The organism is Accumulibacter sp. (genome assembly GCF_036625275.1).
Taxonomy (GTDB): domain Bacteria; phylum Pseudomonadota; class Gammaproteobacteria; order Burkholderiales; family Rhodocyclaceae; genus Accumulibacter.
On sequence record NZ_JAZKUD010000003.1, the window covers coordinates 55,186 to 81,718 of the forward strand.

The 26,533-nt window shown below is 63.2% G+C and carries 14 protein-coding genes and 3 pseudogenes; 9 read left to right on the forward strand and 8 right to left on the reverse strand.

Annotated elements, in window-relative coordinates; genetic code table 11:
• Window positions 1–49: 49 nt before the first annotated feature.
• From V5B39_RS02710 to V5B39_RS02720, 3 genes and pseudogenes are all read left to right on the forward strand, one after another.
• Window positions 50–2,902, forward strand: a complete 2,853-nt coding sequence (locus V5B39_RS02710; RefSeq protein WP_332341263.1) for a valine--tRNA ligase — start codon at window positions 50–52, stop codon at window positions 2,900–2,902.
• Between the two features lie 36 nt (window positions 2,903–2,938).
• Window positions 2,939–3,337 (forward strand): toll/interleukin-1 receptor domain-containing protein, encoded by a 399-nt coding sequence (locus V5B39_RS02715; protein WP_332341403.1) that lies wholly within the window; start codon window positions 2,939–2,941, stop codon window positions 3,335–3,337.
• A 31-nt stretch (window positions 3,338–3,368) separates the two neighbouring features.
• A pseudogene (locus tag V5B39_RS02720) lies at window positions 3,369–4,405 on the forward strand (IS630 family transposase).
• 13 nt (window positions 4,406–4,418) lie between these two features.
• Here the strand turns inward: V5B39_RS02720 and V5B39_RS02725 are convergent.
• A pseudogene (locus tag V5B39_RS02725) lies at window positions 4,419–5,262 on the reverse strand (IS3 family transposase); the annotation flags it as partial.
• Between the two features lie 65 nt (window positions 5,263–5,327).
• On the opposite strand from V5B39_RS02725, the gene V5B39_RS02730 reads away from it, so the two are divergent.
• Window positions 5,328–6,080, forward strand: coding sequence for a hypothetical protein (locus V5B39_RS02730; RefSeq protein WP_332341265.1), 753 nt, complete (start codon window positions 5,328–5,330; stop codon window positions 6,078–6,080).
• Here V5B39_RS02730 and V5B39_RS02735 read toward each other — a convergent pair.
• Window positions 6,050–6,202: pseudogene (locus V5B39_RS02735) on the reverse strand (IS5/IS1182 family transposase); the annotation flags it as partial. The gene V5B39_RS02730 and the pseudogene V5B39_RS02735 sit on opposite strands and share 31 nt — an antisense overlap.
• A gap of 966 nt (window positions 6,203–7,168) precedes the next feature.
• Here V5B39_RS02735 and V5B39_RS02740 point away from each other — a divergent pair.
• Together V5B39_RS02740 and V5B39_RS02745 are read left to right on the forward strand one after the other, a co-directional pair.
• Complete coding sequence (locus V5B39_RS02740) at window positions 7,169–8,434, forward strand: metallophosphoesterase family protein (RefSeq protein ID WP_332341267.1); 1,266 nt, start codon at window positions 7,169–7,171, stop codon at window positions 8,432–8,434.
• A complete protein-coding gene (locus V5B39_RS02745) occupies window positions 8,431–11,940 on the forward strand; it encodes an ATP-binding protein (RefSeq protein ID WP_332341269.1) in 3,510 nt (1,169 codons plus the stop codon). The genes V5B39_RS02740 and V5B39_RS02745 overlap by 4 nt, the downstream gene beginning before the upstream one ends.
• Before the next feature lie 87 nt (window positions 11,941–12,027).
• On the opposite strand, the gene V5B39_RS02750 is transcribed toward V5B39_RS02745, so the two are convergent.
• Genes V5B39_RS02750 through V5B39_RS02760 form a run of 3 tightly spaced genes read right to left on the reverse strand, consistent with a single transcriptional unit; the run spans window position 12,028 to window position 16,453 of the window.
• Window positions 12,028–13,371, reverse strand: coding sequence for an archaeosortase/exosortase family protein (locus tag V5B39_RS02750; RefSeq protein ID WP_332341270.1), 1,344 nt, complete (start codon window positions 13,369–13,371; stop codon window positions 12,028–12,030).
• A complete protein-coding gene (locus V5B39_RS02755; RefSeq protein ID WP_332341272.1) occupies window positions 13,368–15,791 on the reverse strand; it encodes a VIT domain-containing protein in 2,424 nt (807 codons plus the stop codon). Before V5B39_RS02755 ends, V5B39_RS02750 begins: the two co-directional genes overlap by 4 nt.
• Window positions 15,792–15,805: 14 nt before the next feature.
• A complete protein-coding gene (locus V5B39_RS02760) occupies window positions 15,806–16,453 on the reverse strand; it encodes a TMEM165/GDT1 family protein (RefSeq protein WP_332341274.1) in 648 nt (215 codons plus the stop codon).
• Between the two features lie 692 nt (window positions 16,454–17,145).
• On the opposite strand from V5B39_RS02760, the gene V5B39_RS02765 reads away from it, so the two are divergent.
• Window positions 17,146–19,116, forward strand: coding sequence for a tetratricopeptide repeat protein (locus V5B39_RS02765; RefSeq protein WP_332341276.1), 1,971 nt, complete (start codon window positions 17,146–17,148; stop codon window positions 19,114–19,116).
• 40 nt (window positions 19,117–19,156) lie between these two features.
• Here V5B39_RS02765 and V5B39_RS02770 read toward each other — a convergent pair whose 3' ends face one another.
• A complete protein-coding gene (locus V5B39_RS02770; protein ID WP_332341278.1) occupies window positions 19,157–19,849 on the reverse strand; it encodes an RluA family pseudouridine synthase in 693 nt (230 codons plus the stop codon).
• 325 nt (window positions 19,850–20,174) lie between these two features.
• On the opposite strand from V5B39_RS02770, the gene V5B39_RS02775 reads away from it, so the two are divergent.
• Window positions 20,175–21,023, forward strand: a complete 849-nt coding sequence (locus V5B39_RS02775; RefSeq protein WP_332341280.1) for an HDOD domain-containing protein — start codon at window positions 20,175–20,177, stop codon at window positions 21,021–21,023.
• Window positions 21,024–21,201: 178 nt separating this feature from the next.
• Here V5B39_RS02775 and V5B39_RS02780 read toward each other — a convergent pair whose 3' ends face one another.
• A complete protein-coding gene (locus V5B39_RS02780) occupies window positions 21,202–21,711 on the reverse strand; it encodes an adenylyltransferase/cytidyltransferase family protein (RefSeq protein ID WP_332341282.1) in 510 nt (169 codons plus the stop codon).
• A gap of 134 nt (window positions 21,712–21,845) precedes the next feature.
• Here V5B39_RS02780 and V5B39_RS02785 point away from each other — a divergent pair, with 134 nt between their 5' ends.
• Entirely contained in the window at window positions 21,846–24,782 is a 2,937-nt protein-coding gene (locus tag V5B39_RS02785; protein WP_332341284.1) for an HD domain-containing phosphohydrolase, read from the forward strand.
• Between the two features lie 754 nt (window positions 24,783–25,536).
• Here V5B39_RS02785 and V5B39_RS02790 read toward each other — a convergent pair.
• Window positions 25,537–26,442 (reverse strand): LysR family transcriptional regulator, encoded by a 906-nt coding sequence (locus V5B39_RS02790; RefSeq protein ID WP_332341285.1) that lies wholly within the window; start codon window positions 26,440–26,442, stop codon window positions 25,537–25,539.
• Window positions 26,443–26,533 lie beyond the last annotated feature (91 nt).

Genomic DNA, 26,533 nt, shown 5'->3' on the forward strand with positions numbered 1-26,533 from the left:
GCGTGATGCGGGTATAATGCGCGCTCCTGCCATCCCTCCGCCCTCCCCCATGGAACTCGCCAAGAGCTTTGAACCGGCCGACATCGAACGTCGCTGGTACCCCGAATGGGAAGCCAGAGGCTATTTCGGCGCCGGCCTCGATGCCGAAAAACCGAACGCTTTCTGCATCCTGCTGCCACCACCCAACGTCACCGGCACCCTGCACATGGGGCACGGCTTCAACCAGGCGATCATGGACGCGCTCACCCGCTACCATCGCATGCGCGGTGACAACACGCTGTGGCAGCCCGGTACCGACCATGCGGGCATTGCCACGCAGATCGTCGTCGAACGGCAACTCGACGCCCAGGGAATCTCAAGGCACGAACTCGGGCGCGAGAAATTTCTCGACAAAGTCTGGGAATGGAAGGCGTTCTCCGGCAGCACCATCACCCGGCAGATGCGCCGCCTCGGCACCTCGCCTGACTGGAGCCGCGAGCGTTTCACGATGGACGACGGCCTTTCGCAGACAGTCACCGAAACCTTCGTCCGACTCTATCGCGAGGGCCTGATCTACCGCGGCAAGCGGCTGGTCAACTGGGACCCGGTACTGCAGACCGCGGTCTCCGACCTCGAGGTGGTACAGGAAGAGGAACCGGGACATCTCTGGCACATCCGTTACCCGCTGGCCGACGGCAGCGGCTCGCTGACCGTTGCCACGACACGCCCCGAAACCATGCTCGGCGACACCGCGGTGATGGTCCATCCCGACGACGAGCGTTATCGGCACCTGATCGGAGAAAGGGTCAGGCTGCCGCTCTGCGAGCGCACGCTTCCGATCATCGCCGATGCCTATGTGGACCTCGCGTTTGGTACCGGCTGCGTCAAGGTTACGCCCGCACACGACTTCAACGACTACGCGGTTGGCCAGCGCCACAAGCTGCCGATGATCCCGATCCTCACCCTGGACGCGAAGATCAACGACAACGCCCCGGTTCGCTACCAGGGCATGGATCGCTTTGCAGCGCGCCAGCAGATCGTCGCCGACCTCGAAGCAGAAGGCCTGCTCGACAAGGTCGATGCGCATCTGCTGAAAGTGCCGCGCGGCGACCGGACCGGCGTGGTGATCGAGCCGATGCTGACCGACCAATGGTTTGTCGCCATGAGCAAGGCCGGTGCCGACGGCACGAGCATCGCCGCCAAAGCACTCGCCTGCGTCGCTTCGGGCGAGATCAGGTTCTTCCCCGAGAACTGGGTCAACACCTATAACCAGTGGCTGAACAACATCCAGGACTGGTGCATCTCGCGGCAGCTTTGGTGGGGCCATCAGATTCCCGCCTGGTACGCCGAGAGTGGACAGATTTTTGTCGCGCATGACGAAGCTGAAGCCAGGAACGAGGCCGCGGCACAAGGCTACCACGGCCCGCTGACACGTGACCCGGACGTCCTCGACACTTGGTATTCGTCAGCGCTGTGGCCATTCTCAACGCTCGACTGGACGCCGCAGTGGCCTGCCGAAAGCAACCCGGCGCTCGACCTCTACCTGCCTTCGACAGTCCTGGTGACCGGTTTCGACATCATCTTCTTCTGGGTGGCGCGCATGGTGATGATGACCAGACATCTCACCGGCAAAATCCCCTTCAAACACGTCTATGTGCACGGCCTGATCCGCGACGCCGAAGGCCAGAAAATGAGCAAGTCGAAGGGCAATGTCCTCGACCCGATCGACCTCATCGACGGCATCGACCTCGATGCGCTGATCGAGAAGCGTACCAGCGGACTGATGAACCCCAAACAGGCCGCAGAAATCGAACAGCGCACGCTCAAGGAATTCCCGGCAGGCATTCAGGCATTCGGCACCGACGCACTGCGCTTCACCTTTCTGTCACTGGCCAGCCCCGGTCGCGACATCAAGTTCGACCTTAACCGCTGCGAAGGCTACCGCAACTTCTGCAACAAGCTGTGGAACGCCACCCGCTTCGTGCTGATGCACACGGCAGACCAGGACCTCGGCCTGGCAGGCGGCGGCACCGACGACGGTGGGCTGGCGCTGCGCTTCTCGTTCGCCGACCGCTGGATCGTCAGCAAGCTGCAGCGTACCGAAGCCGAGGTCGAACAGCATTACGCCGACTACCGCTTCGACCTGCTGGCGCGCGCGGTCTACGAGTTCGTCTGGGACGAGTTCTGCGACTGGTATGTCGAGTTGTCGAAGGTGCAACTGCAGCAGGGTTCCGTCGAAGAAGTCCGCGCGACGCGGCGGACGCTGGCGCGCGTACTGGAGACGGTGCTGCGCCTGGCCCACCCGCTGCTGCCCTTCATTACCGAAGAACTCTGGCAGGCGGTGGCGCCAATCGCCGGCCGCAAGACCCATGCCTCGGTGATGCTCGCGGCCTATCCGCAGGCGCAGGCCGCAAGCATCGACCTGGCCAGCGAAGCCAGCGTCCAGGAGCTGAAGAATCTGGCCTACGCCTGCCGCAACCTGCGTGGCGAAATGAACCTCTCGCCGGCGCAGCGGGTTCCACTGCTCGCCAACGGCCAAGCCGCGTCGCTCGCCGGCTTCGCGCCCTATCTCAAAGCGCTCTGCAAGCTCTCCGACCTGCAGATCGTCGACGAAATACCGGCCGACGCCAGCGCGCCGATCGCCATCGTGGGCGAAACCCGACTGATGCTGCAGGTTCAGATCGACCTGGCGGTTGAATGCGAACGCCTTGACAAGGAAATCGCGCGACTCGGCACCGAGATCGGCAAGGCAAAAGCCAAACTCGCCAACGAGAGCTTCGTCGCGCGTGCTCCGGCCGCAGTGGTTGAACAGGAAAGGAAGCGCCTCAAGGATTTCGTCGCCACGCTCGAAAAACTCGAACCGCAACGCGAACGCCTCGGGCGGTCACGGCCGGCAAACTCACAGGCCGCGTCGAAGCGATGAAAAACGGGGGGCACGACAGCCTCCTACGACGTTTTCATCAGCCATAAGAGCGAGCACAAGCCCTGGGTGGAATGGCTCGCACGCGCGCTCATCTCCTCCGGCCGAACAGTGTTTCTGGACATCTGGAATCTGGTTCCCGGCGATAGTTGGGTGGAGGGGCTGCACCGGGGACTCAACGGCTGCCGCGCAGCCGTCCTCGTTGCCACACCGGAAGTGGTGAATTCCGGCTGGGTCAGGGAGGAATTCGACACCCTGCTGCGTCGCCGACAATCGGAGCCGAAATTCCGGTTCATTCCGATTGTTTTCGGCGACCTCCCCAATCTGCACTTTCTTGCCAATCTGCAGGTAGTGGATTTTCGCGATCCCGGTCGCTATCGTTATACCGAGCACGGTCACAGAATACTTAACTTCATGCGCCAGCTGCTGGTAAGATGAAGCGATTGTTTTTTGCAGATGGGGTGAGGCCATGCTCAGACTGGATTTTACGGAAGCGCAAATGCGGGCTTTGGATTCGGCGCGATTTCACCATCAGCACCCGCGGGTATGACGGAAGAGGGAAGTCCTATGGCTGAAGAGCCAGGGGCTGGCGCACCAGGACATTGCCCGGCTGGCGGGTGTCACGGGCAAGACCCTGCGCAGGTATTTTCAGGAGTACGTTGAGGGCGGCCCCGAGGGGTTGAAGGAATGGCATTTTCGTCGGCCGCAAAGCGAGTTGGTGTCGCACCGGGAAGCGATCGTGGCGTATTTTCGGGATCATCCGCCGGCGTCCATCCAGGAGGCAGGGGCGGCCATCACCCGCTTGACGGGCTTGACCCGTTCGCCCACCCAAGTGCGGGTTTTCCTGAAAGAGAAGTGCGGCCTGAAGCGCCGGAAGACCGGCACCTTGCCGGCCAAGGCGGACCCAGAGGCCCAGGAGACTTTTAAAAAAACGACCTCGAACCACGTTTGGCGCAAGCCCAGGCCGGCCAGCGCGCCGTCTTCTTTGTAGACGCCGCGCACTTTGTCCTCAGTGCCTTCGTGTCGGTGCTTTGGTGCTTTTCTCGGGTCTGGGTCAGGGCGCCCTCCGGTCGCCAACGCTTCAACGTCCTGGGCGCACTCAATGCCGTGACCAAACAGGTCATTACGGTGACCCATGCCACTTATATCAATTCCCTGAGCGTCTGCGAGTGGCTCGACAAGTTGGCGGCCTTGCCGCTGAACCTGCCCATCACGGTCGTCCTGGACAATGCCCGTTATCCATGCTGCGAACTTGTCAAAACGCACGCCGAGAAACTTCACATCGAGTGGCTGTTCCTCCCCACGTACTCCCTCAATCTCAATCTCATCGAGCGATTGTGGAAGTTCATCAAAAAGCAGTGCCTGTATGCCAAGTACTCCCCCAACTTCAGTTCCTTCATGAACGCCATCCAAGGTTGCCTGGACGATACCCACACTATTCACCAAACGGCTCTGAACTCCCTCTTGAGCCTCAACTTTCAAACCCTACAGAAAGCGCAGTTGTGACCGCGCACGGTATATTGAAGATCTCCGGCTTGCCGTGAGTGCGCAAGGCATCTTCCAGGCAATCGACACAGAAGGCCGCTTCCATGCGGTTGCTGATCCGCCAGCTGAGGACCTTGCGGCTATACCCGTCAATCACCGCGACCAGGTAGGCGAAGCCACGCGCCAGCCGGATGTAGGTGATGTCGGTGCTCCAGACCGGGTTGGGCCTGACCACAGGCACTCCGCGCAGCAGGTAGGGATAGACCGGCTGCTCTGGGTGCGGACGGTTGGTGTTCGGGCCCAGCGCCATGCCGGCTAACCCCAGCAACCGCATCAGGCGTTGCACCCGTTTGCGGTTGACCGTGTGACCCGCCTTCCCAAGGAAGATCACCATCCGGCGGCTGCCGTAGAACGGGTGCCGAGTGTACTCCTCGTCGATCAGGTGACTGTACAGAAGATCGCTGGCATCGACCACCGCCGGTTTTTGCTGCGCATCGATCGTCGACCGGCAGACCCCGGCCAGGACGCACTGCTGCACCATGGCGGCCGCCTCCCCTGGGTCGATCCACCCTGGCCGGATCATGACGGGCTGATCCCGGACTTTTTTTGAGCCAGTCCAATTCCCTCTTCAACTTGCCGATCTCGCTGTACAGCCGCTCCGGCTCCCGGTGGGCGGCCAGCGGCTTGGGACCTCGCTTCCCTTCAAACAGCGTCTTCGCCTGTTCCTGGATAGCCTTCTTCCACTGCCCAACCTGAACCGGATGGACGCCATACTCCTGGCCAATCTCGTTGATCGTCTTCACCCCTCGCACGGCCTCCAGACCCACCTTCGCCTTGAACTCCGGTGTATGTACCTTCCGCGTCTTCGTTTCACTCATCGTTCCTGGCTCCCTACCTTGGCGCACAGCTTAAACTACTGTCTGAATTCCGGGGACCACTATAGATGCACGTGCGTATCCAGACCTGGGCGCCGTACTCGACCCAGATTGATGTCAATGGCCGGGAGTGGCTGTGTCGGCAACTGCAGCACGACGATATCGCCTTCGAGCGCAGCGACAACAAGATTCTCTGGGTTTCCGATTTCGACGCTACCGCCAAACTCGCCGAGCAGTTCAGGCACACGGAGTGGCTCACCTTTCTGATTCGCCACGTGGCGGCGGTCAATCCGCTCCTCCCGGCCATCGCCGCGGCCGGGTTCGACGGCTACTGGTTCGGCATGGACCAGGCGGAAGTGGCCACCGATATTCTGTTCAAGTCCCGAGCCGATCTCGAACGTATCCACCCGGATCTCGTCAACGCCGCCATCACCGGCTTCGGGGCAACTGACGTGATGCGCTTTCTCGGTCAAAAGCCCCATCACGCCTTCACCGGCGAGGTCGTGATCGACAGCAAGAAGCGGCCCGAAGGCTGCCGCATCAAATTTCGCATCCGATGCAACTCCGTCAAACTCTACGATCATCTCAACGTCCTGAGAATCGAGACCACCATGAATCATCCGGCAGAGTTCAAAATCCTCACCTCCTTCGAGAACGCTGAGGGAAAGGTCGTCTGCCGGTGGTGTCCCATGCGCAAAGGGGTCTCGAATTTCTGGCGCGATGCCGAAGTCGCTCAGGGTGCCCACTCGCGCCTGATCGACGCCTTGGCCAAGGCTCCCCTTCAAGGCAATTCCAGATCTCTCGCCCGCAGTTCCAGTTGATTGCGGTTGGGCATCAGAACACGGGCCGCGGCCTTGGGCCGTACGGTTCTCGCAGGGTCTTCGTCGCTTGGGTTGGCCGGCAGCGTCGGTTCATCCGGGAACAGCGGTGGGGTCTTGGTCATGAGCAGGGGCAGTGTAGGAAATGACCTCGTCATTGTACGGGACGCGCCACGCTGGCGGGCAGACTTGGGGGAATATTTTCACAGCCTCTCAGCCCGCTCGATATGAGGCTCCTGCACCAGCCGGTGGTCGAGCCAGCTGAAAGGTGCCGGCCACTTCCGGCGGCGTTCGGGAACCCGCCAGCGTTTGCGGATGTTCATGGCGTCCTCCTTCGATATCCTCACCTAGTGGTAGCCGACCGCCGCGATGTCCTCTTGCAACGGGTTATCCCGCCAATGGGCCATAAGCCCAATGATTACAGTCGGTTGCCGGCTCAAGACATCTTGTAACGGTGCTGTCACGGGTTCCGGGGCGTGACCAGAAATCATCGAGGATTCAGAGACTTGAGCCGGCAAGACTGCTTGTAACGCTTCAGGGCTCGGGCGGTGGCTCCCCAGTCGGCCCTCGCCGGCTGTAGCCCGGGTGTGCCGCACGTCACGCCTGTACCCGGGCGACGGCTTGCGCACCCATGAAAGAGCCCCGATTCTCGGGTTTGGCCAGCCAACGCGCCTGGCTGGCCCGCTTGCTCGCCCCCTGGAAGGGGTCCGAGCAAGACTGCTGGTGGTGCCGCACGCTCCGCGCGTCCGGTTTGAACGACTGACCGCAATTCAGGCACTGGCGCTCCGCTTCTCGACCCATTCCGCCCCTCGCGACAGGAGTTCATCCCGGCTATGATGCGGTGTGGCCAAGCCACAACGAAGAAAACCGAAGAAGACGCAGGGAGCGGAAGAAGAGACGGCGACGATGAGAAAAGCAGGAAGAAGATAGACGGCAACCAGGCGGTTCATCTCCAGGTTCACATCGTCAGGTTCAGGCCACTTTCAGGTCGGCGGCGACACAGGGATGGTCCGGCACCCTGGCGCGGAGGTCGTGTAAGATGGCTCGATGAGGGGCGCCAAAAGTTTCCGTCGCTGAACGTGGGAGGGCAGATGCGCTTCATTCATTGTGCTGACATTCACCTCGACAGCCCGTTGCGTGGCCTGGAGGTGTACGACGGAGCGCCGGTAAACGAAATGCGCCAGGCCACCCGCAGAGCGTTCGCCAAGGTCGTCGACCTGGCCCTCGAACGCTCTGCGGACTTCGTCCTGATGGCTGGCGACCTCTTCGATGGTGACTGGCCGGACTTCAACACCGGCTTGTACTTCGCGTCCCAGTTGCGTCGTCTCGCCGATGCCGATATTCGCGTGTTTCTCATCTATGGCAATCACGATGCGCTCAGCAAGCTCACCAAGTCGGTACCGCTGCCCAAAGGCGTCTACAGTTTCCCGGCCAGGACCCCGGCGACACAGATCATCGAATCGCTGGGCGTCGCAATCCATGGGCAAAGCTTCGCGACGGAGGCGGTGAGCGCCGACCTTGCCGCAACGTATCCCGTACCGCCTACCGGACTGTTGAACATCGGTGTGCTGCACACCGCCCTGTCCGGCCGCGAAGGCCATCAGCCCTACGCACCGACCACCGCGGATCGCCTGACCGACAAAGGCTACGACTATTGGGCACTCGGTCACGTCCATCACCGCGAAATCGTCCGGGAATCCCCCTGGATCGTCTTTCCGGGCAATACCCAGGGTCGGCATGCGCGCGAAACGGGTGCCAAGGGCTGCATGGTCGTCGATGCAGAAGCCGGCATCGGCATCCAGCGCGTCGAATTCGTTGCCACCGACCTTGCCCGCTGGCAACACCTGCTCATCGACATTTCCGGACTGGCCAGCGAGGACGATCTGCACGCCGCCGTGCAATCCGAAGTGCGCCATGCGCAGGCGGCAGCGAACGACCGGATTCTTGCGCTGCGCCTGACACTCGCAGGCCGTGGGCCACTGCATCAGGTCATCGTGTCGCAGCGTGAAGCCATCCGGGCGCAGCTCGCGGGATCGATTGGCGAGGCTTCATCAGGCCATGCCTGGCTCGAAAAAGTCCGGATCAGGGTCACGGCGCCGCTCGATCTGCCGCGACTCGCAGAACGTGACGATCCGATCGGGCTTCTGATTCGCAGTCTCGCCGCACTGGAGCAAGACCCGGCGGCGCTGAACGCGCTTGCTGCATCCGTACTCGGGGATCTCGGGCAAAAAATCCCGCCGGAGCTACGCGGAACCGACAGCGCCTGGGCGCTCGATTCCGCCACTGCCCTGGCTGAAGCCCTGGCCAGTGCCAAGGAACGCCTGCTCGCCGCAATCGCCGCCGAGGACGACGAATGAAGATCGAGCAGATCGACCTCAAGGCCTACGGCCATTTCACCAATCAGCAGTTGCGACTGAGCGGCCCCTCCGATTTCCATATCGTTTGCGGGCCGAACGAAGCCGGGAAAACCACCCTTTGGCGGGCCATCAACGGCGCCTTGTTCGGAATTCCCAATGTCTCACCGGATACCTTCCTCCACGAAGCGAGAAAGATTCGGATCGGGCTCATTCTGAGCGCCCGCTCCGGTGAACGTCTGGCGGTCATGCGCCGGAAAGGCCGGATCAATACCCTGCTCGAGTACGATCCGGCAACGGGCAACGAAAGCGCGGATACGGTTCCGGACGAGCGCCTGCGCGACTGGCTCGGCGGCCTGAGCGAAGGGCTTTTTCTGGCCATGTTCAGCCTCGACCACGCCGCCTTGTTGCGGGGTGGCGTAGCGCTGGCGCAGGGCAAGGGCGATGCCGGCGAAAGTCTCTTTGAAGCCGGCGCAGGACTTTCATCGATCCGCAGCTTGCGTGCCAGGCTCGATCGCGAAGCCGAAACCCTGTTCAAGCCACGCGCCTCCACTTCGGTCTTCTACCGAACGCTCGCCGATTACGAAGAGGCCCGGAAACAGGCAAAAGACGCCGCTGTGCGTCCAGGCGAATGGACGGCTGCGAGAACGATGATGGAACTCGCCAGAAAGGCATACGAAGCAGCCAGGGCGGATCAGCTTCGACTGCAAAAGGACGCGCGTCGACTGGAGCGTCTGGCGGCCATTCTTCCGGATGTCGCCGCCCTTGCCTTGGCACAGCAGCGCCTTGTCGTGCTGGCCAGCCTCCCGCCGCTTCCGCCATCCGCCTCCGCTGAGCGAATCGCCGCCGTCATCAGGAGAAATGCAGCCGTCACCGCCGAACGGACGGCCCACCTGCGACTCGAACAGCGGCAAGGCGAGTTGGCCGCAATTCGATTCAACGATGCCGTTCTCGCCGATGCCGAGTCGATCGAGGCCATTCATCACGCCACGACCGCCTACCGCGAAGCGGGCGTCAAGTCGGCCACGGCCACAGCCGCCATGGCAAGAGCGCAAGCTGCCTTGGCTTCCGTATTGCGGCAGATCGCGGGGGATGCCACGCCCGAAGAAGCACTGCAAGGGATCCCGAATCCCATCCAGGCGGCAAGAATTCGCAGCTTGATCACGATCGGCGCGACGGTCAGGGCAAGGCATGCTTCCGACCTTCAGACCCTCAACGAAAAACAGCTCGCGATCGCGCAACTGCACGCCGAGTTGCTCGGTCTGGGTGAAGACGGTGCCGAGGCCGGCCTTGGCCCCTATCTCGATTCGATTGCCGATTACGGTGATCCACAAGCACAGGCGCAACAGCTCGAACGTGATGCGGCGGCGGCAACCGTCAAGCTGAATGCCGAAGCTGGCGCCTTGAAGATGCCTTCGGTCGATGCCATCGTGAAATTGACCGTTCCGCTGGAAGCCGAAGTTCAGCGCTTCAAGACCGACGATGATGAATTGCGTCGTCAGGCACGTTCCATTCGCGAAGCCATCGAGAAGATCGAAGACGATCTCGCCGCCCTGCGGGGCCAGATCAAGGGCATGGAGATTCGCGGGGAGGTACCGACCAAGGCAGCGGTTTCGGTCGAACGCCTACGGCGAAACGAACTCTGGCTGGCCATTCGCCGACACTTCATGCCGGCCGCAGGCGAATCGGTGCCGATGGAGCCGCCGCCGCCCGCAGAACGCTATGAACACGCGGTCAGCAGCGCTGACGATGCCGCCGACGGGTTGTTTGCCGATGCCGAGCGAGCGACCCGTTACGCCGAGTTTCGTGTTCGGGAATCACAGATGGACAATGCTCTTGGCCTGGAGCAGGGCCGCGCGGAAGAAATTGCGCAAGACCATGCGGCGCTCCGGCAGCGTTGGGCCGACCTGCTCGCTGCTCACGGGATGCCGACCGTCTCGATCGCCGAGGCGGCACAATGGATCGCCAAGCGCGACGCCTTGCTGCAGAAGTTCGATGCGATCCAGCTCAAACGGCAGGAGGTGCAGCAGCGCAGCCAGTTGGCACAGGAGATCCGCAACCGGATCACGGCCCTCTTCAAGGCGCTGAAATGCGCTTCACCAGCAGCCACAGAGCGGCTGTCGGAAATCCTGGCGCGGGCCCGTGCCATTGCCAAACAGCAAGCCGATCAAATCACGCAGCGTGATTTGAAGAAAACGGCTCTGGCCATGGCCGAAGTCGCCACAAAACATGCCGGGAGAGCCGAATCCAGGAGCCGGGAGAAGGCGGATGAGTGGCGCATGCAGTGGCGCGAAGCCATGCTGGCGATTCGTCTGGAACCCGATGCGAGCGCAGAGGAGGCGACCGCCAGACTCGAACAGTTTTCTGCACTTCAAGAAGCGCAGGATGCGTTGGATCTGGCCCAGCGGCAGCAGCGCGAGGCCAGAATCCACCTCGACGACTATGAAAACCGGCTGACCGGGACCTGGCGATCGGTTTACGGCGAACCGGTTCCTGCCGATGGCCGGGCTCATGATCTTCTGGCGGGCTCGTTGTACCGCGAACTGAGCTCGGCCCGTTCGTTGCAGGAAACCAAGGCCACACTCATGCAGCAGGTGACGGATGACCAGCATGCGGTCAGCGAAGCTCGGCAGAGCGCTGCCGACGCCAAAGCAGTCATCGATCGGCTCCTCCTTCAGGCGGGTTGCTGCACGCTGGAAAGTCTCGAACTGGTTGAGGGGAAAAGCGCGGAGCGATCAGCGCTGGGCACCGAAATCCGCGACATCGAAACGCGGCTGGTGAAATCGGCCGGCCGGCCTTTGTCCGAAACGCTGCAACAAGCCAACGGTCAGGACCCGGATGCCATCGCAGAAGCGATCGACCAGAACTCGCAACAGACTGAAGAGATCGCCGCCGAGGTCCAGAAACGCCACGAGGAATACCTCGCCGCCCGGCAGGCATTCGATGCCATGGATGGCGCCTCGACAGCGGCCGATGCACAGCAGAGAACAGCCCAGCACGCCGCACGAATGGCCGAACTTGGCGCCGACTATGCAGCATCACGCATCGCTTCGGCAATCCTCGCTCAGGTCATCGAGACCTACCAGAAGCGCAACCAGGGGCCGCTCATCGCACAGGCGTCCAGACACTTTGGCGCAATCACCACCGGCCGCTTTGCCGGCGTCGTGATCGATTACGAAGAAGAGCGGCAGATTCTCAAGGCCGTTCGGGCCGATGGCGAACGGCTGACGATGGAACAGTTGAGTACCGGGCGTCGCGATCAGCTCTTTCTGGCCCTGCGCCTGGCCGCCATCGAAGGCCATCTCGAGAACGGCGAACCCCTGCCGGTGATCATCGACGACATCCTGATCCAGTTCGACGATGCCGCCTCGGCCGCGACCTTTCAGGTACTGGCTGAACTTGCTCGGCGCACCCAGGTGCTGTTCCTGACGCACCACGAGCATCTGCTCGAAGTGGCCGAAGCCGCCATCGGCGGTGGGGCGTATCAGTCGCATGCGCTGTCTTGGTGAGCGCGAGGGTTCGGTGAAACGAGATCCGGGCCGGTCTGGAACGGCGCCGACAGCGTCGCACCGGCGCTACTGTGAAGTGGCGTCGCTTCACTGCAGTGGGGCGGGCGCGGCCACCGTCACGGCCCACCAGGGGCCATGCGTGCGGCCCAACTGTGCGGCCCAGTACCAGGCGGAAACGTCGCTCCATTGTTGGCCGTCCGGGGCATCGATTCGCTCCGCCACGTCGAGCCGGGTGGCGCCACGGGTGGCGAGGAATCTCGACCAGTATTGGTCGCCAACGCGCTTGATGGCCAGGGTTTCGATGCGGTAGCCGCTGGCCTTGAAACAGTCGCTGCTGGGGTGGAGCTGGCGGCTGGCGTGCGTCACCCAGCGCAGAATGATCTCCCGCTGGCCGTCGGTGAAGCGTCCGACGCGGCCGGGAAAATCCTGCTGCAGGCGGTTTTCGAGGGGCGTCAGCGGCAGGACGGTCAGCGGCCGACCCTCGAAGCGGGTCGGCCAGCCGGGGAAGGGCACGGCCGCCGGTTCGGCACGGCCGACCCCGTGGGCCAAAGGGGCCAGAGCGGCGAGCAGGCAGACCAGTTGCGTGGGTCGGGTTGGCACAGCGTCACCCGGCACCCTGACGGGAAGGCATGCCGGCCCTGCGGAGTGCGTCCGGTCGATGCGGTACAGCCCGTGGATGATCAGCAGTCCGGCCGCGACGAACACGGACATGCCGGCGGCCGTGTGTGCCCAGACCGGCAGCACCAGCAGACCGGTCTCCAGATAGAACAGGGCGGCGGCACGGACAGCATTGGCGGCGATGACGAGGCTTCCGGTCAGCGCGGCGGCGGCCAGCGTTTGCCGGGGCGTGAAGCGGAACAGCGCGGCGGCAGTGGCCATCAGATACGCACCTGCCCAAAGCATGCGGATGCCGCTGCACGGGGCGTCGATGGCGATCTGCCGGCCATCCCAGAGCAACACCGCGCCTGCCAGCTCAACGGCGAGGCCGTTGAGTTGCAAAAGCACGACGGCCAGCGATCCGGCCAGTACCCGCAGCGGGTAGCCGCCATAGAACTGTAGCGAAGCCGTCAGCGGCAATGCCAGCAGGGCCAGCGCCGCGACCGGAAAATCGAGGCGCCGGCCGAGCCGCCAGGCACTGCCCAGTGCGGCCAGGGCCAGGGCGGCCAGAAGCGCGCGCAGGGAGAGCGGCAGGGCGGCCAGGGTGGCTGCGATATACAGCACCAGCAATCCTGTCGGCAGGGCCAGCGGACGGTCGGGTGGCGATTCGGGAGCAGCTCGCCACCAGGCGCCGATCGCCGTCGCCAGGGCAAGCAGTCCCCAGGGATCGTTGGAACCGTCGAAGCTGCCCTGGACATACCAGACGAGAACCGGCCAGCAGGCAATCGCCAGCGAAGCGAAGAGCGCGACGCCGGCGTGCCTTGGTGCCCTCACGCCGGGCGGGGGGGCCTGGTTTGCCGGCGGCGCAGCAGCAGCCAGGCCAGGAGCCCCAGCACCGTGGCGATCAGCATCCATTCCTCGGGTTCGGGAATGGTCGGGACGCTGCCCTTCTCGACCGGCCGCAAGCCGGCCTCATCGTATTGCTGGCTGGTTTCGAGAACGACGGCGCCGCTGACCGGGGTCACCAGATGGTAGCGCAGGGCGAGGTCGGTGGCGGCCTGCCGCCCGGACCCGCCTTGTTCGAGCAGTCGCCCGAGCTGATCGGCGGCCCACAGGCGCGCCAGGTGCCCGGAGGTTTTCGTGGCCGGGTCGTGGACGACGGCGGCAGACGCCCGTTGCTCGCGATCGACGAGCGTTTTGGTGGTGCCCGGCGTCCAGGAGGCGAACAGCCGTTCGAGGTCGGCCTGCAGGCCGTCATGGCGGTATACTGGCCGCACCGCCGGCAACAGATCCAGGGCTTCGAGGATCTTGTTGGGGCCCGGAATGACTTCGAGCGGGTACAGGCGCACCCGGCCGGGACGTCGCTCGGCGTGCTGCAGCAGCGGTTCGACGCTTCCCAGCAGCACCGGCTGCGGGCCGTGCAGCCAGAGGACGGCCGCGGGAGATCCGGCAGCCGCCCAGTCCCAGGCCCTGGCCAGGGCCTCCAGGTTGTTCTGGCCACCGGCCAATTCGAGCCCCTGCAGGGCCTTGGCCGCCTGTTCGGCAGTCATCGCGCCGCTGGCCGTACTGGCGAGGTCGGTGGCCGGAAAGAAGCCCAGCTCCAGCGCGCCAGGCAGACGCGCCAGCGCAGCGGCGATTTCCCTGACGGCGGGCGCCAGCGAGGCAGACGCATCGACCACCAGCGCCAGCCGCTGCGGTGGCTGCACGAGCTGTTCCCGGTAGCGCTGGACGATCACCTGGCCGGGGCCAGCGCCGGTATCGTCGCTCCAGACGGTGTGCAGCAGCGGATTCCGGGGAACGTCGATCCAGGTCGTCCGGCCGCCGAGTTTTTCGTTGTCGATCTCGCCGCGCAGGGCGTAGCCGGTATCGGCGACCCTTTCCGGGCGCAAGGGCCCGGTGCCGGTCAGCGGCGAGTCCGCTTCGAGCCAGACGGAATGGAAAAACTTCGGCCCGATGTCGAAATTGCGCTCGCGAAAGGCCGGCAGTTGCAGTCTGGTAAGCGGGTCATCGCGGATCAGCAGCGGCACGGTGATGCCCAGGCGGACCTTCATCTCGCCCGCGTTGGGCGGAATGGGGAACAACTGGATCATCACCCGGTCCTGGCCAGCGGTGGTGACCAGCACCGGGTCCTGACGGCGGCGGACCACTTTTTCGTAGGCCTGCCGGGTCTGGGCACGGGTACCGAAGGCCGCCTCGCGCTCCTCGCCATCGATCCACAGCGTCAGGCGCGATACCACGGCGCCCGGTGGCAGCGCGATCTGCGCCCGGCCTTCCTGCTGCCGCGCCGTATCGTTCCGCAGGACCAGGGTCCATTCCAGATAGGCCAGGCTGGCCTTGGCATCGACCGATCCGTTGATGCGCGAAGCCGTCAGGCTGACGCCGGTCAGGCGGCTACCCACCACGCGGCCGCCGATGTCGCGGTCGAAACCCCGCTGCCAATCGCGCAAGCCCCGGCTGGCCGGTTCCGGCAGGTCGTTGAAGGCCTGGCCGGTGACCTGGTAATAGATCTTTCTCGCCTCGTTCGGGCTCACCGGATCGCTGAGGATCAGCAACAGGCCGATCAGGTCGGCGGACAAGCCGGAGCGCGCATAGCACAGATGCCGCAGCATTTCTTCGTTTCCGACCGCGCGCAGCCAGCGCAGGCCAGCCTGTCGGGTTTCCGGCTGGGCACTGGTCGCCATCTGCACACCGATGCGCGTCAGGGTGGACGGCAGGTCGATGACGATCAGGGCCAGCAGGGCCAGGACCCATCCGCGCCACGCCGCCGGCAGCCGGGCGCGGCCCTGATCGTTCAGGCGACGGTTGAGCAGCACGCGTCCCCGCCAGGCCGCCAACAGCGACAACAGCGGCGCCAGCGGCAGCAGGCCGATGCCGAAGTAGAGGGCCATGAACGGGGCGAAGGGCGTCAGCGGCAGATAGAGCAGCGCGTAGAAAGCGGCGATGCCCATCGCGACCGACTGCAGCCAGGCCAGCGCTGCGCTGGCGCGCACGCACGGTTGTGCCAGCTCGACCAGCACCCAGGCATTGGCCAGTGGCACCAGAGCAATCAGCAAGCCGTGCAGAAGGCCCGGAATGGGGTCGAAGAACGACTGGGCGCTGGCCTGGGTATAGGCCTCAAAAGCGAGGGTGAAGGCCGGCAAGATGACGCCCGCCAGCAGGATGAACCCTCTGGACGCGAGGTAAGGATCGCGCGCGGGTGGCCGGACAAGGGTCTCCCGATCGCCATTCGACGCCCGATCCGCTTCGTCGCTCATCGGTTTTTCCCGTTCTAGCCGCCCTGGTAGGCGGTGTAGGCCTGGTAAGCGGCAAACACCGCCAGGACCAGAAAGAAGGCGCCGCTGATCCGATGCAGCAGAGTCAGCGGAATTTTTTGCAGGATGGTGCGGCCCGCCAGGATTCCCAGTGCCGAGGTGGTTGCCAGCGCCAGGGTGGCGCCGAGCCAGATCGCGGCCGGCGCGTGAACGCTGCTCAAGGCCACGACCGCGAGCTGCGTCTTGTCGCCAAATTCAGCCACCGTCAGCAAGACGAAGGTGGTGAAGAAAATCCCATGACCACTCTTTTCCTCGATTTCCTCATCCTCGTCGTCCTCTTCGGCGCGCAGCGCGTGCAGGCCGAAGAGGGCGAAGAGAATGGCCACTGTCGCGCTGACCACGTATTCCGGCAACCAACTGGCAATGGCGGCGCCGAAAACGACGGCCAGGGTATTCAGCAGCGAAAATGCCGCCAGCGCACCGAGCATCACCGGCATCGGCCGATGCCGCGAGGCCAGGGTCATGCATACCAGTTGACTCTTGTCGCCGATTTCGGCGGCGGCGATTAAGGCAAAGCTGGTGGCAGCCGCCGCCGACAGCTCGACGATGCCGCCAGCGCCCACCAGGGATGAGATGTGCGGCAGCAGACCCTGTGGAGTATCCATTCTGTTCTCCGGAAAAGTGTCGGTGAGAGGCGCCGACGTGACTGAGCAATGCGGCGAAAAGCCCACGATTATAGCCTGCATGTTCGGCTGGGAACGATCCGGCAAGGATCGGAGGGTGCGAATGAAAGTGTTGGTTGAAGTACTTGGTCCGATGGAGAGACGTTGGCATCGGTAATCGCCCCTCCCCCCTCGCGGGGGAGCCACTGTTCGGTATTCAGACAAACGGCTGACCAGGCATGCCAAGGGCTCTCCCACGGGCTTAAGATCCCAGAGGGGTGTCGGGCTATGCCTCGCCTTCCGAACTCTTTTTCACAACATCCATGCGGCTCTCTGCGACCCACACCTTGGGGCTCTGCCCCAAACCCCGCACTCGCCGTGAGGCAGGGGCCGGGGATACTACACCCCTCCCCGGCCCCTGCCTCCAGCGTATTTGGCTTACAGGGCGTCAAGAGGCTTTCGCGGCATAAACGCGAGAGAAAATACCTCTCTCGCATTTATTCCACGGTCCTCTTGACCCCCTTTCAGCCATCACTTCCCATGCTCTCCCAAATGAACCAAAAACCATGAAACGAAGCATACAAGGGGAAACGGTCATGTCATGACTTGCATGATCGGGGGGGCCTGGAGAAGTCATGACCGTTAGCCGTCCGAAACGCCTCATCAGCCAACGCTGAACCTGACAGGAACCAGACATGAAACCACACGCTTTCATCGCCATGCCCTTCGGCAGCAAACCCGGTCACGATGGCCGGCCGATCGACTTCAATCGCGTCTATGCCGAGTACATCCGGCCGGCGCTGGAGGCGGCGGGTCTCGAGGTCTTCCGGGCTGACGAGGAGACCCGCGCCGGCGATATCCGGACCGACATGTTCCAGGAGCTGCTGGTCGCTGATCTGGTGGTGGCCGATCTGACGCTCGACAACGCCAACGTCTGGTATGAACTGGGGGTGCGGCACGCCTTGCGCGCGCGCGGCGTCGTCCTGGTGCAGGGGCCGCGGCCGAACCAGCCGTTCGACATTTACACCGATCGCAAGCTCAGCTACTCGCTGGTCGACGGTGCTCCCGACCCGGTGAAGCTGCCGGCCGAGCGTGATGCGCTGACCGCGATGGCGCGCGCCAGCATGGCGACCTCGACACGGCGGAAGGTGAGCCCGGTGTTTCAGTTGATTCCCAACCTGGAACAGCCGGAATGGCGCCGGCTGCTGCTGGCCGAGCGCAACGAGTTTTCCGATGCCTACGACCGCTGGTCGAGCCGCATGGAAGTCGCGCGCCAGAAAAACCGGCCCGGCGACATCCTGGTCCTCGCCGACGAGACGCCGATGCGCGCGCTGCACATTGAAGCCAGGCGCGGCGCCGGCAACGCTCTGCTCAAGCTCCAGCAATATGCACTGGCGCTCGAGCAGTTCGAACTGGCGCTCGACATCGATGCGGACGACAAGGCCAGTCGGGAGAAGAGATCGCTCTGTCTGGGTCGCCTCGGACGCTTCGAAGAGGCGCGGGAATGCGTCAGGCAGCTCACCGACGATCATCCGCGGGACGCCGAGTCCTGGGCGCTTGCCGGTCGCGTCGAGAAGGAATGCTGGATGGCCCGCTGGCGCCGGCCGGGGCTGACGCCGGCAGAGATGCAAACCCTGGCGAGAGAAGAGAATGCTGCCCTGGGCGAGGCAATCGATCCCTATTACCGCGCTTTCGTCAGCGACCCGACGCATCACTACTCGGGGATCAATGCGCTGACCCTGCAACTGCTTCGCCGGCACTGTGGTGGCGATGACCATCAGCGGGTGATCGACAATCTGGTCGGCGGCGTGCTGTGGGCCAGCCTGACCGCCCAGGAGCGAGACCACAAGGATTACTGGGCGCGCGCCAGCTACGCAGAACTGTGCCTGCTGGTCAATCCGCTCGACAGTGTCCGCAAGGAGTACGGCAACATGGTCGCGGCCGCCAACCGCGACTGGTTTGCCCTCGATTCCAGCCGGCAGACCTTGACCCTGCTGCACGACCTCGGCTTTCGTCCGGACCAGACCGCCGTCGCGCTGGCCATTGTCGACCGCGAGATCGCCCGCATCACCCCGCCGTTCGAGCCGCGGCAGGTGCTGCTGTTCAGCGGCCACATGATCGACGGCCCGAACCGCGTACCGCCGCGCTTTCCGGCGGCACGGGAGGGGCTGGCAGCCGAGCGGATCGGGCAGGCGCTCGACCAGCTCGGCGCCGGGCCCGGCGACCTGGCGCTGGCGCAGGCCGCCAGCGGTGGCGACCTGCTGTTCCTCGAAGCCTGCCAGGCGCGCGGCGTCCGCCTGCAACTGCTGCTGCCCTTCGATGAACCGGAGTTCATCGAACGTTCGATCCTTGCCGCCAGCAATGGCGAGCAGTGGCGCCAACGCTACTTCGTCGTGACCGCCGCCCCCGATGTGACGCGACGCCTCATGCCGGACGAACTGGGTCCCTTGCCGAAAAGCCGGCGCGGCGAGCCGGCGAACGCCTTCGAACGCTGCAATCTCTGGCTGCTGTACACCGCGCTGACCTGGGGAGTTCACAAGGTGCGTTTTGTCTGCCTGTGGAATGGTGGCGGCGGCGACGGGCCGGGCGGCACCGCGCACATGTACAACGAAGTGAAGCGCCGCACCGGACGGGTGACCTGGCTCGATACGCGCACCCTGTGGTGAGCGAACCGCGCGTACCGGCACCCGCGCGACGCGGCATTCGCTAGAATGGTGGCGGGCAGCAGAACGCCAGCGGCCGGGCTGTCTCGGGGTGCGCGAAGGCCAGGGACTCGGCGTGCAGCAGCAGGCGTTGGCCGGCGCCGCTCGCGGCGCCGGCCGCCTGGGCGTAGAGTCCGTCACCGACGATGGGATGACCGATCGCCAGCAGGTGCACGCGCAACTGGTGCGTCCGACCCGTCTCCGGCCACAGCGCCACGCGCGTGGTGTGGGCGAGCGGGTCATGGCTCAGCACCTGGTAACGCGTCCGGGAGGGCTTGCCGGCCAGCGGGTCGACCTTCTGGCGGGGGCGGTTGGGCCAGTCGGCAGCAAGCGGCAGGTCGATTTCGCCGCTGAGAAGCGCCGGCAGGCCACGGACGACCGCCACATACCGCTTGTCGACCTGACGGTTGGCGAACTGGGTGCTCAACCGTCGCTGCATCGTCTTGCCGCGTGCCAGGACCAGCAGGCCGGAGGTGGCCATGTCCAGGCGATGGACGACCAGCGCTTCCGGGTAGGCTGCCTGCACGCGTCCGGCGAGGCAGTCCTGTTTGTCCTCGCCACGGCCGGGAACCGAGAGCAGGCCCGCGGGCTTGTTGACCACCAGCAATGACGCGTCGAAGTAGACGATGGCGAGTCCGTCGTCGCCTGGCGCGGGGCAGGTGAGGGCGGCAAGGGCGGGGGGATGGGTGAGGCTCATGTCGGCGGGCAGTGGTCAGACCTGGCAAGGGGCTTGTCGCGCCGACGCCGGAAGACGGCGACGGACCCGGACCGGCAGCAGCGCGTGAACTGCCGGCGACGGGATGCGCTGGCCGGGATTCTCGCCCGGCTCGCCTCCGGATGTCGGTGCCGGCATTCCTCGGCCGGTCCACACTGTACCGCCTGGCTGGCGCCGCACTCTGAATCATCCCCCTGATCGCCGTTTTCAGGCAAAATTCGATTGCTGGCTGGCCCCGTGACGCCTGGCCATCCTGCCAGACCGCCCGGCCACCTCATCGTGCACAGCGTATGTGAGAGCAAGACAAGTGAGTAATCAAGACTGCTTCCGTATCCTAGAGGACATCGCCCGCGATCTTTCCGGCGAAGTCGTTTCTTTTCCGACTTTCCTCGATATCACCTTTCAGGTACGGACCGCGCTCAGAAAACCCGATTTGACCATCACCCATCTGGGTAAGCTGGTCAGCGCCGAGCCCCTGATGAGCACCAAGATCATCCGTTTGGCCAATTCGGTGGCGATGAACCCCTCTGGAAAGGCCATCGTCGATATCAATAGAGCGATCTCGCGAATCGGCATGGAGGCAGTGCGCAGCGTTTCCTTTGCCGTGGCGATGGAACAACTGCTCAATTCAAAGAAGATGGCACCATTCGAAGCGCTGTCGCGGCGCCTGTGGGAACACACCATGCAGGTCGCCGCGCTGGCACGCGTCCTGGCACGTCGTTTGACCCAGGTCAGCCCCGACGAGGCGATGTTCGCTGGTCTGGTGCATGACCTTGGCGTGTTCTACCTGCTCTCGCGGGCCGTGAATTTTCCTGCTCTGGTCGGCGATCCGGCTGAACTGCATGCGTTGCTGGTGGAATGGCATGACAGTATCGGACACGCCCTGCTGGCCGCAATGGGGATGCCGGAAGAACTGCTGGTGGTGGTACAGGAACACGAACAGGATCGAACGATCGTTACCCTGAAAACGCTGGGGGACGTGCTGTTCGTCGCCAACAAGCTGGCCAATCTGCAGCATGGATGGCGGGACAGCCTGTTTTGCGCTCCGCTTGACCCTGCCAGGCTGTCGCAGCTGTTTGATACCCAGGCGCTCGGCGCCCTGCTTGCCGAATCTGCAGAAGACCTGGCTTCGCTGAAAAGCGCGCTCTGCTCCTGAATTCGCCGACCGGCACCTAACGGTCATGACTTTTCCAGGCACCCCGATCATGAAAGTCATGACCGTTTCCCTCTCTCCCTCTCCCGCGAGGGGAGAGGGGAGGTTCGTGAGTCGCTGACGCGACTTTCACATTAACGGGTCGCGGCAAAATCGATGACCGCCCGCGCAACGTACCGTACTACAGCCGCTGGATCTTGGCGAGCAAGCCGGTTGTCGATGTCTGGTGAATGAACGGCAAGGAGCGCACGCAACCGCCCCAACCGCTGACTTCCTCATTGCCGACGATTCTCTCGAGTGGCCAGTCGCCACCCTTGACAAGGATATTGGGTCGGCAATCGAGAATGCGCTGCAATGGCGTATCTTCCTCAAACCAGGTCACCAGAGTGACCGATTCGAGAGCGGCGACGACCGCCAGACGATCGCGCAAGGGATTGACCGGACGGTCGTCGCCTTTGCCAAGACGTTTGACCGATGCATCCGAATTCAGCGCAACGACCAGCGCCGCACCGAGTGCGCGGGCTTCGGCGAGGAGGCTGACATGGCCGCGGTGCAGCAGATCGAAGCAGCCGTTGGTGAATACCAGCGGACGCGGCATGCGGTCAAGGCGCTCGGCAAGTTCGCCGGGGGAAACGATCTTGCTTTCGAAGGCCGGCAGGTGGGTCGATGGTTGAAGCCTGGGATCGGACATCCGTCACTTCCGCAAAAGCGCACATCGTACCGCCTTTCGAAATCGGGCGGCACCGGTTGGCCCGATTATGCAGCGCACGAAGTCATGCTTTTTCGGTATCGTGCGTTATTCGGGATTCGCCACAGGGGCCGGTCATGCACCATCGCTACCCATTGCACATCCACATTTCGACGCTGTTTCTGGCGCTGATACTTCTCGTTTGCGGTGTTCTTGGCGGCATTGGCTATCAACTCAGCAGCAAGCTGCTGGAAGAATCCGCTGCCGACCTGACGGCGCGCATCAGCCGTTCGGCACTGCTTGAAATGCGGCGCATCATCGAACCGGCGGAGGTGGCCACCCATCTGTTGAGCCTGCAGCGTGTGACCAGCGCGACCTCGCTCAAGGAGCGTCTCGACAGTCTGGAGTTCATGCGCCAGGCGCTCGACAGTTCGCCGGCACTGTCTTCGCTCTACATCGGTTACGACAATGGCGACTTCTTCCTGGTTGGACGTGTTGGCCATGGCAGCGCGAGCGAAGCCGCGCGAGCGCCGGCCGGCGCGAGCTACGTCGTGCAGAGCATCGAGCGGCTTGGGGCCGCACCACGCGGTCGTTTTATTTATCTTGACGCGGCTCTGCAGACCCTGCGCGACGACGACCGTCCGGACTACGCTGCGGCCTATGATCCGCGTGACCGGATCTGGTATGCCGAAGGACAGGCCTCGCCGACGCAGGTCAAGACGCCGCCGTACCTCTTTTTCTCGAGCCGGCGGGTCGGCACGACCCTGGCCAGTCGTGCCGGCGGCGGACGATCGGTGGTCGGTGCGGACATCCTGCTCGATACGCTCGGCAAGTCACTGGCCGGACAAAAGGTGACCCTGGGAAGCGAGATGGTGCTCGTTAACGCCCAAGGCTATGTACTGGCCTACGAGGATATCTCGCGGATGGTACTGGCCTCACCGGCAAGTGATGGCAAACCGTCGCTGGCGAGAATCGACGAGCTGGCTGTGCCGGTACTGGTACCGCTCCTGGCCGTCGTCAGGCAGATGCAGGGTCAGGAGGCGGCGTATGCGCTCGGCGTCAAGATGGCTGGCAACGAGTGGCGAGTATCGGTTAACCGCCTCATGCTCGAAGGCGTGCCGCCACTCTACCTGGTCACCGCCATCCCTGAAAACGAGCTGATGGCCGGTGCGCTGCAAGTGGTACGTCAATCGGCAACGGCCACGCTGCTCGTTCTGCTGTTGTCGATTCCGCTGACCTGGCTGCTGGCACAGAGTATTTCCCGGTCGCTGCGCCGCCTGGCCAGCGAAGCCGAAGCGATCCGCCATTTCGAATTTTCTCGGCCGATTGTCCTGGAATCTTCGATCCAGGAAGTCACCGAGCTTGCTTTGACCATGGACGGGATGAAGAGAACCATCCATCGCTTTCTGGACATCAGCCAGACCGTCGCCGCCGAGCAGAATTTCGACCGCTTGTTGCCGCGCTTGCTCGCCGATACGCTCTCGGCCTCCGAGGCACGGGCCGGCGTGCTTTACCTGGCCGAAGCCAGTCAGCTCAACCCGGCCGTGGCGCTCGACGACAACGGTTCGGCGTTGACCGGCGAATTGCCCGCGCTCGATGTCGCGCACGCCGGCCCGTTGCTCGGCGCTGCATTGGCCGACGGCATCGCCCGTGCCGGCCGGCTACAACCCGAAGACCTGGATCGCCTGGGGTTGGCGACCGCGGACTGGGCCGGGACGAACCACGCCATTGCCGTTCCGCTGTGTAACCGCAAGAGCGAATTGGTCGGGGCCATGATCCTGCTCAGCGAGACGGAAACGGACAGCAGCCGCCTGAGCTTCGTCAAGGCGCTTTCCGGGTCGGCGGCCGTATCACTCGAAAGCAAGGCATTGATCAAGGCTCAGAAGGATCTGTTCGAAGCGTTCATCCAACTGATCGCGGCGGCAATTGATGCCAAGAGTCCCTATACGGGCGGGCACTGCGCACGCGTTCCGGAACTGACCAAGATGCTGGCACGCGCAGCGTGCGCTGCCCGTAGTGGTCCCTACCAGGACTTTCAGTTGTCCGGGGATGATTGGGAAGTATTGCACGTGGCCGCCTGGCTACATGACTGCGGCAAGGTGACGACACCCGAATACGTGGTGGACAAGGCCACCAAGCTGGAAACCATCCATGACCGTATTCACGAAATACGGATGCGCTTTGAAGTGCTCAAACGTGATGCAGAAATCGGCAGCCTGCGGGCCATTGCCGCCGGCAAGGACGCCGAGACGGTGCGCCGCCAGCTTGCCGCCGAACTGCAGCAGCTCGACGACGACTTCGCCTTCGTTGCCCGATGCAACGAAGGCGGTGAATTCATGGCGCCGGAAAGTGTCGATCGCCTGCAGACGATCGCCGCGCGGACCTGGCTGCGTACACTCGATGACCGCATCGGCATCTCGCAGGAAGAGAAACTGCGCAAGGCGCACGCACCTTGCGCAGCACTGCCCGTTGCCGAAGCGCTACTCGCCGACAAGCCGGAGCACCTCATCGCCAGGCCAGCGCAGGATCGCATGCCGGAAAACAACCGCTGGGGATTTCGCATGCAGGTTCCGCACCTGCTATACAACCGGGGCGAGCTTTACAACCTTTCTGTCGCCCGTGGCACCTTATCGACAGAGGAACGCTACAAGATCAACGAGCATATCGTGCAGACGCTGATCATGCTTTCGCAACTGCCTTTCCCGAAACATCTCCGGCAAGTGCCGGAAATCGCCGGTGGGCACCACGAGAAGATGGATGGCAGCGGCTATCCGCGGCAACTCAGGCGTGAGCAAATGAGTCCGCTGGCGAGAATGATGGCCATCGCCGACATTTTCGAAGCCTTGACAGCAGTTGACCGACCCTACAAGAAAGGCAAGACGCTGTCGGAAGCGCTGGCCATCATGTCCCGGATGCAACAGGAGCAGCACATCGATCCGGAGTTGTTCGCACTCTTCCTGCGCGCCGGGGTATATCTCGACTACGCGCGACAATTCATGCAGCCGGAGCAGGTCGACGCGGTCGACGTCGAAGCTTTGCTCAGCGCGACGCTCCGCGGTCCACGCGCCGTTTGACGCGGCCTGATCGGTACGGAGGCGGGTGCCGTCCTCCCGGAGCAGCGTACGCGGCCGGGTGTGACATCGTCGAGCGCGGCGTTCGCCACAGACTGTCAGAATTCTTTACCCCTACCGGTGATCTCTCGCCAGTAGCACCAGGGAACTGCCGCCTGACCCGCCTTTAAATAAAAAAAATTTATACAAAGGCATAGCGCCTGCTTATTCATTTCAAACCGGCTGATCCTTCCATTTTTTCCCTCTGCTCTCGCCGATCGCGTTGCACGATCCGGCTGCGCCTCCCGAAGCGTCCCTGTATTCCAACATACCATACTGATATGCATGATTTTTTGATGAGGCCGAGTATTCAATGACGCGGCAGGGAGGGTCCCGGCGAAAGGTTCCAGGAAATGACGACGGTGCATTGAGATAAAGTGTGCCATTGATCACAGAGAATTCAATTAATTCAATTTATGATTTTGCTATATGGCCTCTGATCCTTCTATCTTTCCTAACCTTTACGTTCTCCCATGACTACGAAAATCTGCGTCAAGTGCAAGCAAGAAAAATCGGTGCTGGAATTTCACAAGAATTCACGAAGTGCGGATGGCCTGCATTCCTATTGCAAGGAGTGCAACAAGGCGCAGGCACTCGCGCACATCCGGGCAGAAAAAACCAGGAAAGCGTTGCTGCGAGCCGCCAAGCGGGCTGCCAATAATGCGGGGTGATCCGGTGGCCGGTCTGACGCGCTTTTCGTCACGCGGCAGACGGATGTTCAGTGGCCAAGCCCCCAGTATTGCGGGTTACCGAAAGTCGTCTTGAGCTGATCGATAAACAGCCGAACACGCAAAGGCAAATGCCGGCGTTGCGGAAATACGGCGTAGATGCCGACACTGGGTGCCGCATGCTCGTCGAGCAGGGAAACGAGCCGGCCACTCTGCAAATCGTCACCCACCTCCCACATCGATCGCCAGGCCAGGCCCTTGCCGGCCAGCGCCCAGGTATGTAACACCGCACCGTCATTGCACTCGAAGGTGCCCGACACCTTGTGGTTTCTCACCTCACCTCCCGGGCCCTGGCGCAGGGCCCACCCACGTTGTTGGCCAAGCGACAGGCAGTTGTGCGCAGCCAGTTCGTCCGGCGTACGAGGCGCCCCGTATTCAGCCAGGTAGGCCGGGCTGGCAACGATGACACGACGCATTTCACCGAGTTTGCTGCTCGCCAGGCTCGAATCGGCCATTTCGCCGATCCGTACCGCACAGTCAACGCCCTCATTGAGCAGATCGACGAGCCGATCGGTCAGGTCAAGCCGCACGGTGACTTGTGGATTGGCCTGCATGAAGGTAGCCACTTGCGGCGCGACATGCCGACGCCCAAAGCCAGCCGGTGCCGACACCTTGAGGTGACCGCTGGCACGAATGCCACCCAGTGAAACCGCTGCTTCGGCATTTGCCAGATCGTTGAGGATGCGCTGACAGTCCTCAAGGAAAGCCTGCCCTTCGAAGGTCAGCGACAGCTTGCGCGTGGTGCGCAGCAGCAACTTGACGCCAAGGCGTGCCTCCAGGGCATCGAGCCGGCGGCCGATCACTGCCGGCGTGATCCCTTCAAGCTGTGCCGCTGCCGAGAGACTGCCACGCGTCGCTGCGTTAACGAAGGCCTCGATTTGCTTGAGATGGTCCATCTCGCCGATTCGATACCAGAAGTAAAAGATAATTTGATTCCGATCGCTATTATCTTTGATTACAGCCTTCAATAGAATCGCTGCATTGCAT